The sequence below is a fragment of the Marseilla massiliensis genome (assembly GCF_016899955.1).
In the GTDB taxonomy this organism is placed as follows: domain Bacteria; phylum Bacteroidota; class Bacteroidia; order Bacteroidales; family Bacteroidaceae; genus Prevotella; species Prevotella intestinigallinarum.
Genome location: NZ_JACJJL010000021.1, coordinates 15,744 through 31,579 on the forward strand (window position 1 = coordinate 15,744; position 15,836 = coordinate 31,579).

The window sequence follows — 15,836 nt, forward strand, 5'->3', positions numbered from 1 at the left end:
ATCATTGCTATGGGCATCAACTTCTATGAGCAAATATAACGCATATTGCGTAGAAAGCAAGACTTGTAAAGCATGATTATAGCTTATCCTTTCGAGCCACTCCTGACTTGATAACTCTATTCGGCATACCTCCGAATATGCAATACGGCTCTTCACACTTCTTGGTGATAATGCTGCCATATGGTACTATTGTGTTATCGCACAGATGAGCGCCCTTCATAATAGTTGATTTAGCACCTATCCAGCAGCCTTTGCCAATCACAATATGCCTTGGGGTATTTATAACTTCACCTCTTTCTATATTGATAATGTCATGTCCATCACCATCAATGAAAGTACAATCCCATCCGGTACCCACATTGTCGTCGACTTTAATAAGTGAACTTGCGCTGATGATACTGTTGGCATTGATGTGCACATTGTTGCCAATGTTAATTTCACCTTTGTTATTGATGGCAATTGCGTAGCCCATATCTATAGAACAATGTCCCCTAAATACTAACCTGCAATCTGGTTCAATATAGATGGATGCTCTCTTCTGGCCTAGACAAAACGAACCTCTTCGAGTGCCGAATGAAATCATCCCCAAAGACAAAGATGATGAGTCGATAGCAATACCCCCTCGGCTAAGTGCACGAATTTTAACGTGGGGATTAATTGTTATCGGGAATTTTATAGCTTGTCTTAATGGCAAGTATCTGATATTGAAATACAGCGAATATATAAAAATACGTATTTTTAGGAACATGGTATTTTGTTTTTAATATTTGTTACTTGCTGCGTTATTGAGTTACATAATTTCTATTCCATGAAACGCCATCTTTTACCTTCCGCGCAGGATTGCCCACATATATTGAATTAGCGTCAATGTTTTTAGTTACAACAGAAGACATTCCAATAATTGAATTATCCCCTATAGACACACCTTTCAACACGGTACAATTCTTACCTATCCAAACGTGATTGCCAATTATTATTGGTTTGCTATTATTGATTGTTTTGCCATCAATGTCAGTAATCTGATGAGAATCAGTATTCCAAATATCTATGTTCTCAGAGAGCATGCAATCATCACCTATTATAATATAGTTATCTCTGCCCATGCAAGTTATCATACAATTTATATTTTCAGTGAAATGCTCACCAATAACAACACGACAGTCTTCGCCTCGAACTACAATTCTTAAACCGAAAATTACCGCTTTGTTTTTTATTTCAACCACGTTGTCATTACCATAAACCTTAATCGACAACCCGAAAATTTCCTGTGTTGTATCGCCTATTGAAATTTTGTTGTTGTTACCCCTAACAATAAATAGAGATTTTACTATTTTAAAATGGCCTAAATTGATATGGTTTACACCAGACTGGACCTCGAATGCACATTTCTTAACATACGCGTTTGAATGATAAATACTTTTGCCATATCGTATATTTAACAATATAGACGATATGAGATTGTATATTCTGTCTAACATCTTCTTGTATTTGGTTTAAAGATACTACGAGCCCAATTTTTGAAATCATTTTCTGTCATTTCTATAAATCTATTTGAATAGCACATGAATATTGGTATCCAAAGGTACAAGTTAATAAGATCAAACCGGTCAAAATCTTCAATCCAGCCATACAACCATCTGAAAGCTACATATACACCTATTATTTGCATTGTGAAGCTTCTACTTTGGTATACAGCTTTAAAGGCAGCAATCAAGTAAACTAAACTCACAATTATGACGCCTATAATTCCAAGATAGTTAAATACGTTTAGCATCCTAACTTCGCAACTCCATCGCTCATTACGTCCAGATTTCCAATCAATTCCACTAATTACAATGGAGTCGTAACCGCGCGCAAAAGAACGTCCGTATAACACATAGTTATTATCCAACGCGCTTTGAATTTCCTCTATATATAGAAAAGTTCTAGTGTCAGCGGTCAAATTTTCTTGTTCGCCCTTATTAAAAGAATCTTGTACTGAAACCTCGTCCCATCCTAATTCTTCTTGAATTTGGAATATATTAAACTGTCCAGATATACCCAACCACAAAAATACTATCGGTGAAACAACAAGTGTAATAAGAGTTATTTTTATTGCAAACCGTGGAATATATTTTTGAAAATATATTATTATCGCAAAAAATATAGATATAGCGAAGCGTAGTATAGAAGACCTCGCGCCTAATGCGCCAAACAACAAAACAAGGGCAACAGCAATGAGAACAATTATTCGCCATTTCCTTTCTAAATAAGGCAAAAATATCAATAAAAAAGCATATGGCGCTAAGAATCTACCAACAGCCTCGCCCTGCATAAATGCTAATAAAATGAAGAATAAGGGAATGGAATACTTACACCAATCGCGTGTTACTTTTGATATATTTGAGGGATTTTGAAAATATAACCATCCAAGACATAATGTCCAAGCAGTCAGTTTGGTTATCATTCCCTGAAAATCTTTATAACCTTCGGACATGAAGACACCATACAAAGTGCCTAATATGATTATTCCATATAGACATTTGAAAATTTTTGGCGTTTTTTGACAAAGAGTTTTATGATGAAAATAATATACAACAAATGACATAGGAAGCATTAATTTTAGAAAATGGTGTATCCACCATCCACCTAAAAATAAATTAAAACTCACCCATTGCTGCACGGACTCCCATGTCAATAACAGGATAAGGAAAGGGATTAATTTAACAATATCACGCATATCTACCAGTAACAAGCGCCTTCTACTTGATTTGCATTTTTGGGACGACCTTTCTCTCCTGGCCGTATCCAATATTCATTAATTAGTTTTGAATATGTACCAACAGGTATTCCCCATTCTTTGACACCATAATTAGGATTTTCCCATCTATTACCGATAATACCAAACAGCAGTTGTAAAGCACCTGCCAGATGAATCGCTTTCTTCCCCTGCCTTTTAACATGAGCAGCTAGACACATTCCATATGCTCCACAACCAATAAGGCACACGTCATAGTCGTGTTTATCTATCTCATCTTTCATCCATTGTAAAGCATCAAACCAATTTGTAAAACCATTGTCTTCTCCACCCAAACTCTGGACAGCTTGTATTACCTCCAGTCTAAAAGATGGTAGTACTAGTTTGTTATAAAATAGGTTCGCTCTACTGTTATTATATTGTTCCAACATTTGGCATGCAAAAGGATGTACCACAAGCACCTTTTTGCCCTCAAGAGCGCGTGTCCAAGGTGATTGCACCCAAAAAGGCTCCAAATCCTTAAGGAACACCTTGTGTGTATGAGCTAATTCGTCTTTAATATAGTTTTCCATTTTGAGCCAGGAGCCAAGCACATCAATTTGCTTAACATCCTCCAAAACAGTTTCTACGAACCTTGCCACCAAGTGTTCATCTGCGGGGAAAAAACCCGAAAAATCTCTTATTTTGCGGCATAGCACATCCTTGTTCCACCATATGGGGCAATCGCCCTTGATGAATTTCAAGATGTTATGCTTGTCTTTAGACATTTCTAGGAAGCCTATAATAGTAGTCAGCTCCGTACTCCCAAAGCGAGTTATCATGCAAGGCCTGTCAGATATAAGAAGCCCATATATCAAATCTGATGCTTCTTCTGGAGACACAGGAACATCCTCTGGCCGAACATGGAACCCATCACCACGAGAAAAACGTTGATACAGGTTACGAAGCCTTATTAAAACGCTGTAATATGCTTTCATCATTATTTAACATTAAAAATTTTTCACTAGCAATGTTCAATGCAACAGAGATTACACATGATGTAAAGAATAAGAGGGGCTTTGAAATAGAGTCCTCCACATAACGTGGTATACAATTAACCACACCATGAATCAAGAATAACTGGCACTTATATTACCAAACAACACGATTGATCTTATTGAAAGAACACGAGCTAATACCGAGTTTGTCTGCATTATAGATAATAGAAGTAGAGATAAAAATAATTCTGCCAATATCGGTTTTATATGGTCTATGAAGGAAGTGTTATTCAACAAATACGTCATCATTAGAATGAAGATGAAAGGTAAAAGATACCGTTCCCCGATCTTTTGTTCGTTGAACCGGTTTAGTAAAGCCAATCTAACGATAAAGCATCCCATTATGAAAAATCCAAAATTATAGAATGGGCTTAAATAACTAACCCTAGACATGTATATGTTAGGATTATTGATTGGTATCAGATGTGCCGGGGAAATATTACTAACAAATTTTATAAATTAATTGTATTGTTAATGTTACTATAACCGCACAATAACATTGCTTGATTGACATGCTATTTATAGAATTTACCTTTTGGGGAAAAGTGTATGCAATTATCCAAATTATAAATAGTGCCGAAATATACCATGCTGAACCATTATAGCTTATATTAATACTTACATGTGGAATTAAGTCTTGTGTATAGGTAAGGCATAACGGCAAACTAATGATTGCATAGATCCAATCGTAAGAGTGTTTGGTATTCTCCCACAACCAAAGAACACAATGATAAACGTTATAATGTATAGAAAATATAACTTATGAAATTTCTATCTGCAAACTCTTATTTTAGTTGACCAATTAAGTTCTGGGATTATTCTCATCTTGTTAGAAAAAAGAAATCCACTTAACATAAAGAAAGCAATTAAGCAACTACTTCCTTGGTCATCTGCAAACCTCCCCAATTCTCCTAGTCCCTCGTCAAACCAAAAAGTCTGTGTGCGCATGATTAATATCCCCATAATCGCCAAACCACGTACAGCTTGTAACTGGATGCCCCCCAATTTAATTGCCATGCTTTGCTAATTTTATAATTTTTTCTACTATCATGGTTTTAAGATGCTTAGGTAATGCAAATACAAATATTATTAGGGCGACAGAACATCCAGCAAGAATAGTACTGCAAATACAGCCAATTGCATTATGTGGTATTACTAAATACAACACAACAGGCGCAATCAAACAAATAACTGTGAACTTTGCCACGGGTATGATTACTTTTGAAATAAATATATGAACATCAAAGCTCACGATATTATGCAAAAGATATAAATGTATCGCCATGTTTATAATGCAAGATATAAGCACTGGGATATAACATGATATCGGAGAGAAACCTAAATAGAATAATAAATAGGCTGCGCCAACTACTAGAGCGTTAATAGATGCAATTATGACATTCAATCTTTTTACGTTTCCTGTAGCTTGTATACCCATTGCTACCGGATCAGTCATCGCATTTACAAAGGATACAGCAAAAATGAAACGCACGAAAGCAACAGTATACTCAGGTACCTCTACCAACCAAATTTCCAATAGTCCATCAATATTTATTGTCAACGGTATAATCACACACAAAAGTAGATATGAACAATATTTTGAATTATTGCATATGAGGGCTTGCATTTCTTTAATTTCACCTGCAGCATAATATTTCATTACTTGTGGTCGGCAAGGTGTTTGAAAGCTACTGTACATTTGGCGGACAATATTATTTACTTGCATAGCAACTCCACGAGCAGCGTTTACTACTGTGCCATAGAATACATTGATTAAGATATTTATTCCTTGATCTATCAGAAGAGTTGACAATGCACCAACCATATTCCAACTGGAATATGAAAGCATATTCTTGAACAAGTTTTTATCAAACCCGAATTTCATCGAGCATTCGTCAAACTTTCTTATGCAATACCATCTGTATATTAAAACATTTAAGAAATTAACCATAAACATCAACATCGCATATAACTTCAGTTTATCAAAATCAAACAATAACAGAAGATATACGATAAGGAGTTTCATTACTGCATCGAATATACTCATATAAGCATAGACATTCATACGCTCATGAGATATTATTGATGCGGAAAATGGTGTTTGTGTGATTGTGAGTATTGTCGAGAATAAGGCAAACTGATAGACCCAATTGGCCGCCTCCATTCTCACTGGGTCTATATTTAAATATGAGTTAACAAACCGAAGTCCAACTGTTTCACCTAGCAAAAGAATAATTCCTGCAGATACGGCGGATAATGTAACAGTCGTAGCAAAAGTCCTCTTAAGTTCTATTATATCTCCCTTGCCTAAAGCAATGGTGAGAAATCGTGATGTGCCACCGGACAATATCGTATTTACATATGTAAGAAGTACAATTATTCCACCGGTTACATTGTAGATGCCATAATCAGAAACCCCCAACACATCTAGAACGACTCTTGACGTGTATAGGCTTACAGCCATCGTCAAAATCATTCTTAAATATAGATATAGAGTATTCTTAGCTAATCGTTTGTTGTTATTGTTATAATTACTCATAACTTGTCGTTAGTTCTGTCTAATAACTTTGCATGGAATTCCTACTGCCACACAATTCGCTGGCAGGCTATGCGTCACTACGCTATTCATTCCGACCACGGTATTTGCGCCAATGGTAACACCTTTTTTTACAACGACGTTTGCGCCTAAAAACACATTATCTTCAATGATTATAGGCATGGGGGGGGTAGTTCTAGCATCTTCAAAATGAGCGTCCCCATCCATAATTAGTGTATTGGCACCACAACGGACATTGTTACCGATAGTGATTTCATTGAAACACCAAATTGATGTTCCACTGAAACCACAATTATCACCAATTGTTATTGAACATGTTCTAGAATGCAAAGGGGTTGCTGAAACAATTATTTTGTGATTTAGACCAATACGATTTGAAACCGGCGACGACCTAAATATGCATTTTTTACCAATTCTAATACTTCCCCCATTATTCAACTCAAAGTGTGGTTTACCATAGAAGATACAACTTTTACCAATTGCTACACCTTGCAGCTTCAGCAAAGTATATGTAAATGCTGTGACAATTTTCGATGCTAAGCTTATAGAATTCCGTCGAATATAGTTTAACAGCCGATTACATAAAGGGGATTTATTTGCAGTCATTTATAAGATAATATATTATCTGATTAATAGTTTGATCCTTAATAGGATTCTGTCAATCCTATTAATTGCGGGTACAACATAAATATTATATCTGTTCTTTATTATTCTTTTCAGATTACAACGGCTTGGTAGGCATTTCATTTATAAATCCTCTCACAGAGAAATCCATTTCAATATTATTATCTTTAAATAATTTGTAGCCTCACGAATCCACCGCCCTTTTACAATTCCTGTAAAGATATATCGTATGATTTCAAACTCATTGAGTTTAACCCACGTTCTATCAACGACAAAATATCGATGATTAAATATAGAGGAACGTTTAGAATCATATCTTTCAAACTGCCAAGCGTCTTCTCTCAACTTTAACAATTCAAAAATTCTTCCTTCCGCCATTATTTCTGGTCATATATTATGTTATCAAGATGCTCATATTCGGACTTTCCAGATGCAAGAAGAGACTGGTCGGTAAGGTGAATACATTTTATTTCGCTATTAGCTAACATCCAATCGGCGGAACTAGCGACAATCTCAGATTTTACTTTTGCTTTAAGAAAATTATCTTCATGGAGATACAAAATGATTTCATAATCAATTTGTTCTAATGCCCAATATAAACACTGACTCCAAGTGGCTCTTTTCTTTTTGGGGAAATTATTGCGTAAGCATCCTTCAATGTTAAATATTTAAATCCCGAATAATAATACTGTCTTAATTCTGTATTTAAGTATACATTGCCTTCATAATCTGGCCAATACTGGCAAATAGCGTGAAAAATGGATCCAAACAATCTTCAAACTTATCACAAGTATTTCTAAAATCGAGTATTTCAAAAATTCCAAACAATTGAGAATTCCCTTCGAATATAACTAATTAATCCCTCCTAAATATATCCCTTGTATACACCTTATCCACCACATCGTCCAAGCAAGCATCATAGCGGTTTGCGATGATAGCCTGGCTCTGCGACTTAAAAGCATTGAGGTCGTTCACCACTCGGCTGCCAAAGAATGTGCTGCCGCCTTCAAGTGTAGGTTCATAGATTATCACTTCAGCTCCTTTTGCCTTAATACGTTTCATTACGCCTTGGATTGACGACTGCCGGAAGTTGTCCGAGTTTGATTTCATCGTAAGACGGTAAACACCAACAACACATCTCTTTTCTTCTGACGGATTGAAGTCACCACGGTTGTAATAGTCATAGTAACCTGCTTTGTGAAGAACACGGTCAGCAATGAAGTCTTTTCTTGTCCTGTTACTTTCTACGATTGCTTGGATTAAGTTTTCAGGAACATCAGCGTAGTTGGCAAGCAGCTGTTTTGTGTCTTTAGGTAAACAGTAACCACCATAACCAAAGCTTGGGTTGTTGTAATGTGTCCCGATACGTGGGTCAAGACAAACGCCATTGATGATTGCTTGCGTGTCAAGACCTTTCATCTCGGCATAGGTATCAAGTTCGTTGAAATAGCTTACCCGCAGAGCAAGGTAGGTATTGGCGAAGAGCTTCACGGCTTCGGCCTCAGTCAACCCCATGAAGAGCGTGTCTATATTTTCCTTGATTGCTCCCTCTTGCAGTAGGGCGGCAAACTGCCGAGCAGCCTTATCTAGCCTTTCATCACCATCTGGACGGCCAACTATGATGCGACTGGGATAGAGATTATCGTAGAGAGCCTTGCTCTCACGCAGGAATTCTGGCGAGAAAATTATGTTCTCTGTATTCAGCTTTTTGCGTACACTCTCAGTATATCCCACAGGGATGGTGCTCTTTATCACCATAATGGCATTGGGGTTGACGCTCTTTACCAGCTCAATGACCTCTTCAACATGGCTCGTATCGAAGTAATTCTTAACTGGGTCATAGTTGGTTGGGGCAGCTATGACCACAAAGTCTGCATCAGAGTAAGCCTTTGCGCCGTCAAGGGTAGCAACAAGATCCAGAGGTTTTTCTGCAAGATACTTTTCAATATACTCATCTTGTATCGGAGACTTACGTTTGTTTATCAAATCAACCTTTTCTGGTATCACATCCACAGCCACTACATGATGATTCTGACTTAAGAGAGTCGCAATACTAAGCCCGACGTATCCTGTGCCGGCAACAGCTATATTTATATTCTTATCCATAATTTAAATGTATAATGATTTAAGCAATAATAATGTAAAGACATTTCTATTGCCATAGCATAACCAATATAACGAATTCGTATATATTTAATAGTACTGTGCCAACAATGGTTATGAATTATACCATATCGACCAGACTTACCTTATCTATTATTTATAATACATCCCTAACACAAACTACCGCAACATATACCCACCTCGCGAAACCAATCAACAAGCATAGTAAATTCACTCTACCATGTAACATCTGGCGTTGGGAGGAATGGCGGGAAGACTTGCGAATAAATTCGTGTTGATAAGTTATATTACAATTATCGTGAATTGCGCGGATAAGTTCAAACAACCTCGACATACTCGGGGCTGACGTCGACGCCGACGGAGAGGAGGTTGGGCAGCTCTACGAGCAGGCGGCGGGTGCGTGTGCCGCGCAGCTTGAGGAGCCGGCCTTCGTAGCCGTCGAGGGGGCCTCCGACGATGCGGACTGTGCGTCCGAGCATTGCCGGCGTTATCTCGTCGGGGCGGTAATAGCGTGGACTGTCGGCCGTATTTACCGCACGCATGAAGCGCTCCATCTCTTCGTCGGGCACGGTCATGTGGCGGTTGTGGTAATTGCGCACAAAGCGGTAACGCAATGTTGGCGTGGCCTCGATGATGGGCGAGAGCACCGACAGCGTGGAACGCGCGAAGAGCAAGTCTTGCACAACGGGCACCAACTCCCGCCGCCGTTTCCCCCCCTGCGTGAATACGCGTTCGTGCATGGGCGTGAAACATACAATCCCACGCATGGCAAGCAACTTGTAGGCCGGCAACTTGGCGTGCACCGGCTTCATGTCGCATAGCACAAACCACTGCCTCCGCTCGCCGGACTCTTCGTTTGGCAAAGCCGTCACACTGTCGTCAACGCTGCACATAAGAAAGGGGTTACGTATGTGTCATTCTTGCCCAAAGAGCAAACCTTTTAGTACCTCACGGCAGTGTATCTTACTGAAAGCCATGAAGTTACAATAGAATCATTAAGAAGTTGCGGGCAAAATGCGATTGCCATTTTATCTTTGTTTAAAGCCTTGTCCGGGAAGCCACCCGGGCCACATCACTCAGGCACGCATCACAGCTTGTGGCGCCATGGCGCCCTATGCGCAGCAGGCTTTTTCGCGTGCAAAAATACACAAAATACTTGAGACGGCGGCCTTTTCAATGCTAAAATAAGCGCATGTTGAAAATTGTTCTAATATAGATTATGGCCACACGAGGAGGGAAAAGAGTATGGCGGCGACCGTTTTTGAATTGTCCTTCAACACTTTAATTATCTTACAAAACAGAAGTAAAATGCGTTTATCACCTTATTTTTAACATTTGGCCGGGCCCACCAAGCCACAAGAGCCGGGCCGCCCGAATACCCCCGGCGCAAGGCAGGCGGCGGCGCGGGCCACGTCGGCCCCCTACGGCGGATGCCGCCCGGCCGCTACAACACCCATGAACAGGTTTGCGGCCTGCCGGCGTATACCTTGCCGGCAGGCCGCATTCACATTTGCGTGGCGCCCCATCCCGCCGCCGGGGGCCGGGCTACGGCAGCCACAAGATGCGGTTTAAAGCTTGTGCAGCCATTTCGCCGACGGCACATCCATCTTCGGATTGCCCTTGTAACCGATAGAGGCTGCACCGCTGCGGTCGACCTTCAGCGAGGCCACCGCATGGCAATTAACCTTGCTGGCGCCCGAGGCCGAGGCCGAAACGCGCTGGGCCACACACTTCTCGGCATTGACATTCGCCGCGCCCGAGGTGGAATAGTCGGCGTCGACGGCCGTGCCCTTAACAAAGGCCTTGCTGGCGCCCGACAGGCCGATGGTTGATTTCTCAACCTGCTGGTCTACGTCTACCTTGCTCGCCCCAGACATGTCAAACGATGCCGTCTTGGCCTTCAGCTTGCCAAGCGACAGGTTTGAGGAGCCGCTGGCATCGACGTCGAGGTCGGTACAGCTGACCGATGCCCCCGAAAACCTTGAAGCGCCCGAGAGCGACAAGTCCAGCCTGCGGGCCGATATGGCGCCGTCGGCCACAAACCTTGACGCTCCCCTGAGATCGACGCCACTGAGTGAAGGCGACGAAACGCGCACCTCAAACTTGTCGAGCGACTGTATGGCGCCATCATACTTGATGCCCACCAAGAGGTTTCCGTCGTTAACCTTCACATAAACATATTCCATCAGATTGTCAGACGTGCAAACCTCCACTTTCTGCGGGCCTGAAGTCTGGGTGTAAACCACCGTGGCCACACCCGAAGCCTCTATGGTGCTGAACTTGCCAACGCTGTAACTCTTTGTCACATAGTTGCCGCTTGCCTTTATAGACTTGCCGCCGCTGCCAATCTGATGCAGCACCGTCTGCGCTGATTTTTCAGTGCAAGCCCCCAGCGATAAAAGCGCTACAGAGGCAAATAAAAATGCCATCAATCTCATAATACACTGTTTTTGGTTAATACTTATATTATATAGACGCATTGGAAGAAACAAATGTTGCATCGGAACCTAAATATTTATCCGATGCTGCAAAATATCCGCACAACAGAACAAACGGTGGAAGCCAGGGCCACCGTCTGCGCCGCCATTTCACCGAATGCGGCAAAAACAGACTTGCCAGGCCGCAACCGGGCATCATACAGACCATGGCCTGTTTCTGAAATTACCTGCAACAGGCCACCATGCGCTGAATGTTTGTTCCGCCATCAGCATCATGCCCCACAAACGCCAACATCACGCAGCCGCGCCGCCCCACCACGGGCGCCGCCCGAAGACAAGCCGGGGCAAGGCTGCCGCCACACCTGCGGCTGCGCTGACAGCAAGCAGGGCACTGCTGCCCCACCCCGCCGCACCGCCGGTGTTTGCGGTTGCCTTGCCCCGAAAGTCAGGCCACGGCCATACCGGTCAGCTGCCCTTGCTCCATAGCTTGGTCATGTCTTCGAGCGTCTTGCCCTTGGTTTCGGGCACAAGCTTCCAGACGAAGAATGCCGCAACCACGCATATCACGCCATAGAGTCCGTAAGTGAACCAGTGGCCGAAGTCGGGGTCGCCGGCCGTCTTCATGTTGAACATGGGCACAAACGTAGAGCTTACAATCCAGTTGAATATCCACTGGAACGCCACGGCGATGGCCACGGCCTTGCCGCGTATGGTGTTTGGGAATATCTCGGCAATGAGCACCCAGCATATCGGGCCCCACGACATCATGAACGATGCGCTGTAGACCATGATGCTCACCATGCACACCATGCTCATCGAGGCATTGCCGAAGGTGAGGGCCACGCCAAAGGCTCCCACGGCCATGCCTATGCTGCCTGTGATGAGCAACAGCCGGCGGCCCCACTTCTCGACGGTGAAGATGGCCACAAGGGTGAACAGGATGTTGACAACGCCCATCACGACGGTGTTGACCATGGGGTCGGTCATGCCCATGTCGCCGAAGATGCGCGGAGCATAGTACAGCACGGCGTTGATGCCTACGGCCTGCTGGAACACGCTGAGCATGATGCCGATGAAGATTACCATGACGCCATAGGTGAACAGTCGCTCGGTCTTCTCGGTGATGGTGGTCTTTATCTCGTGCAGAATCTCGCTGCCCACGGTGGCTCCGTTGATGCGCTGCAGTATGGCCAGGGCCTTGTCGTCGCGCCCGGCCATGACAAGGTAGCGCGGAGTCTCCGGCACGAGGCATATCAACAGCGTGAACAGCCCTGCCGGCACGGCCTCGCTGCCGAACATATAGCGCCATCCCGTAGATATGGTCCATGCGGCCTCGTCGGCGTTGAGCACCTTCATGGCCTCAATCACCGGGTTGGCGTTCTCGCCAAGGATGATGAAATTGACGAAGTAGACCACGAGCTGGCCGAAGATGATGGCAAACTGGTTCCACGAGACGAGCGTTCCGCGTATGTTCGACGGCGCCACCTCGGCAATGTACATGGGGCAGATGGCCGAGGCAAGACCCACGCCCACGCCTCCGATGATGCGGTAGATGTTGAACGCCACGAGCAGTTCGAAGTTTGGCACGCCATGCTCGAATATCAGGAACTCGGGCTCCATCGACCCCAAGGCCGATATGAAAAACATCACGCCTGCAAAGAACAGCGACTTCTTTCGGCCCCAGTTTGAAGCCAGGTAGCCCGAGATGGCGCTGCCTATGATGCATCCCACCAGGGCGCTGGCGCAAGTGAATCCGTGCCACGCGTCGGTGTATGTAAAGTCGTCGGCTCCGAGGAAGAACGCCTGCAGGCCCTTCTCCGCCCCCGATATTACGGCGGTATCGTAGCCGAACAGCAAGCCGCCGAGCACGGCGACCAGCACGATTGAAATGAGGTAGCCCATGCTACCCTTCTCTTTTTGTTCCATTGTCTTATTGCTATTTTAGGTTTTCAATTGTCGTATGCCTGCCGGCCGGGCCCCGACGGATGCCCCGGGCCTGTGGCCGGCTATATAATAATACGTATAAACGGCCATATCCCCCCGAAGAAAGTTGGCCGGCCGGAAGTAGCGCAGCCTGCGGTGGCCGGCGGGGTTTATTCATAACATTGTAACACGGAATGCAACCGGCACGTCGGGCTAATTGATTACTTTTGCACGGTTTTAACAAACAGTCGACATGATGAATACCACTGCAAACATTAAATCAGCCATGATGGCCTGTGCCGCCGGCATGATGCTCGCGCTCACGGCCACGGCCCAAACGCGCGCCGAGCGCGAAATAGAAGCCAACCCGCGCCTGGCCGCCGGCAAGTATATGGCGTATGAGGCCCCGCAGGGGCGCCCCACGCCGCCACCCGAGGGCTACAGCCCCTGCTACATAAGCACTTACGCCCGCCACGGCTCGCGCTACCTGACCGGCGAAGACAAGTATGAGCCGGCGCTCACGGCGCTGGCCGAGGCCGACCGCCGCGGCGCGCTGACGCCCAAGGGCAAGCGGGCGCTGGCCGTGGTCGAGGCCCTGGCCGAAGAATGCGGCGACCGCTACGGCGAACTGACGCCCAAGGGGGCCGCCCAGCACCGCGCCCTGGCCGACCGCATGTTTGCAAACTATCCGGAGATATTTGCCGACGGCACCCATGTCGACGCACGCTCTACATACAAGACGCGCGCCTTCCTGTCGATGGCTGCGGCATGCATCGAACTGAAAGGGCTCAACCCGCGCCTCAACATAACCACCGACGCCAGCGAGCACGACGCTTACTACCTGAAATACAAGAACCCCGTCTACTCAGACAGTTGCCAGCAAAACGCCGACTCGGCCTTCGCCGCCGCGCGCGAGCGGTTTGTCAGGCCCGACAGGCTGATGCGCAGTCTGTTTGCCGACGACTACCTGGCCGAGATCGACGACCCGCAGCAACTGATGGTCGACCTCTTCGAGTATCACGGCATAAGTCAGAGCTCATACGCCCAGCCCGACCTCGGCTTCCTGTTCACCACCGAAGAGCTGTTCGACCTGTGGCAACTCAACAACTTCGAGTGGTACTACGAGCAAGGCCCGTCGCCACTGAGCGGAGGCCACATGCCCCGACTGGCCCGCAACCTGCTGCGCAACATCGTTGAGACGGCCGACACCTGCCTGGCCTCGGGGCGCCCGGCGGCCACGCTGCGCTTCGGCCACGACACCAACCTGGCGCCTCTCGTGGCACTGATGCAGATGGAAACGTTCGACCGGCCCACCGCCGACTGGGACTCGATAGCCGAGTATTACCAAACCTACCGCATCATACCCATGTGCGGCAACGTGCAGCTGGTGTTCTTCCGCAAGGCGGGCAGCGCCGACATACTGGTAAAGCCGCTGCTCAACGAGCGCGAAGTACGCCTGGCCAACGCCACTACCGACGTGTGGCCCTTCTACCACTGGGCCGACCTGCGCCGGATATGGATGCATACGGTAGAGAGCATCACGCTGCCCAAGAAGCCGGAAGGCATGAAGACCGACTGACGCCGACGGCCCAACGGACGAGCCCCGGCCGGGCCGACATGGGCGGGCACAGGGCCACGCGCGGCGGCTGCGGCGGCAGGCCGGGCACACGGCGACCAACCGTCTGACTGTCAAGGCATTGCAACAAGGCCTGTTTTACAGCGCGATATGGGCCGTTTGGCATTGTCAAACGGCCCATATAGCAAGCCCGAACGGCCCATACTGCAATAGCATGCTGCACTCACGGGCAACCGGCGGACGGCAGGCGCCATGGCTGCACCGCCTGCGTTTGCACTCGATAGCAACAAAAACCCGTGCCGGTCGTCAAACAGACGGTGGCATGCTTTTGTGGTTTTTCACAGCCTTCAAAGTGCTTTCGTACCGTTGTCGACATCTTTCCGGCCGTTTTGCCTAAGCCTTAACCGCCGCGCCTTAGGCTAAGCGGACTGACTATCTGAACGGCAACAGCACCGAACCACGCCGGGCCCCGATGACCGACACGTGCAAAACTACCGCCACCGCCATCCACTACTTGCAAGCCAACCGGCCCACCGCGCCCTTGCCACACCGGCGGCAACCCACGAGATTGGCATATATTTCAATGAATATTGATTGCCGCCCCAACCTAAAGCACAGCATACTGCACCGATGCAGGGCAGAAAGCAATGTGCCGGAAAGGGCATGGAACAGTTTGCGAAGCACTGCCCCGAAGCGCGCCCACCACCGCAACACGACGACAGAATCCCACAGCCAAACCGCAACCAGACAGGCCCGGAAACAAAAAACAAATCATAAAAAAAGCAAATACGCATGTATTTATCCATAAAATGTGTATATT

Annotated in this window: 12 protein-coding genes; 1 reads left to right on the plus strand and 11 read right to left on the minus strand. The window is 45.6% G+C overall.

Annotated features, from left to right (window positions below):
* Positions 1-76 precede the first annotated feature (76 nt).
* From H6B30_RS11735 to xylE, 11 genes are all read right to left on the minus strand, one after another.
* On the minus strand, positions 77-748 hold the full coding sequence (locus H6B30_RS11735; protein ID WP_205110803.1) for an acyltransferase: 672 nt from the start codon (positions 746-748) through the stop codon (positions 77-79).
* 34 nt (positions 749-782) lie between these two features.
* On the minus strand, positions 783-1,478 hold the full coding sequence (locus tag H6B30_RS11740) for an acyltransferase (RefSeq protein WP_205110804.1): 696 nt from the start codon (positions 1,476-1,478) through the stop codon (positions 783-785).
* Complete coding sequence (locus H6B30_RS11745; protein WP_205110806.1) at positions 1,472-2,734, minus strand: hypothetical protein; 1,263 nt, start codon at positions 2,732-2,734, stop codon at positions 1,472-1,474. Before H6B30_RS11745 ends, H6B30_RS11740 begins: the two co-directional genes overlap by 7 nt.
* On the minus strand, positions 2,722-3,717 hold the full coding sequence (locus tag H6B30_RS11750) for a hypothetical protein (protein ID WP_239483955.1): 996 nt from the start codon (positions 3,715-3,717) through the stop codon (positions 2,722-2,724). The genes H6B30_RS11745 and H6B30_RS11750 overlap by 13 nt, the downstream gene beginning before the upstream one ends.
* Positions 3,718-4,780: 1,063 nt before the next feature.
* Complete coding sequence (locus tag H6B30_RS11755; protein ID WP_205110807.1) at positions 4,781-6,313, minus strand: lipopolysaccharide biosynthesis protein; 1,533 nt, start codon at positions 6,311-6,313, stop codon at positions 4,781-4,783.
* 9 nt (positions 6,314-6,322) lie between these two features.
* Entirely contained in the window at positions 6,323-6,937 is a 615-nt protein-coding gene (locus tag H6B30_RS11760; protein ID WP_205110809.1) for an acyltransferase, read from the minus strand.
* A gap of 153 nt (positions 6,938-7,090) precedes the next feature.
* The gene (locus tag H6B30_RS16385) at positions 7,091-7,333 is read right to left on the minus strand and encodes a hypothetical protein (RefSeq protein ID WP_239483957.1); all 243 of its coding nucleotides are present in this window, start codon (positions 7,331-7,333) and stop codon (positions 7,091-7,093) included.
* A gap of 477 nt (positions 7,334-7,810) precedes the next feature.
* Entirely contained in the window at positions 7,811-9,061 is a 1,251-nt protein-coding gene (locus tag H6B30_RS11770; protein WP_205110815.1) for a nucleotide sugar dehydrogenase, read from the minus strand.
* Between the two features lie 335 nt (positions 9,062-9,396).
* Positions 9,397-9,972 carry a UpxY family transcription antiterminator gene (locus H6B30_RS11775; RefSeq protein WP_205110816.1) on the minus strand — a complete coding sequence of 192 codons (576 nt, stop codon included), beginning with the start codon at positions 9,970-9,972 and terminating at the stop codon, positions 9,397-9,399.
* Between the two features lie 675 nt (positions 9,973-10,647).
* Complete coding sequence (locus H6B30_RS11780) at positions 10,648-11,517, minus strand: head GIN domain-containing protein (protein WP_205110818.1); 870 nt, start codon at positions 11,515-11,517, stop codon at positions 10,648-10,650.
* 465 nt (positions 11,518-11,982) lie between these two features.
* Complete coding sequence (xylE, locus tag H6B30_RS11785) at positions 11,983-13,443, minus strand: D-xylose transporter XylE (RefSeq protein ID WP_205110819.1); 1,461 nt, start codon at positions 13,441-13,443, stop codon at positions 11,983-11,985.
* Between the two features lie 250 nt (positions 13,444-13,693).
* Here xylE and H6B30_RS11790 point away from each other — a divergent pair, with 250 nt between their 5' ends.
* A complete protein-coding gene (locus tag H6B30_RS11790) occupies positions 13,694-15,019 on the plus strand; it encodes a histidine-type phosphatase (RefSeq protein WP_239483959.1) in 1,326 nt (441 codons plus the stop codon).
* Positions 15,020-15,836: the final 817 nt, after the last annotated feature.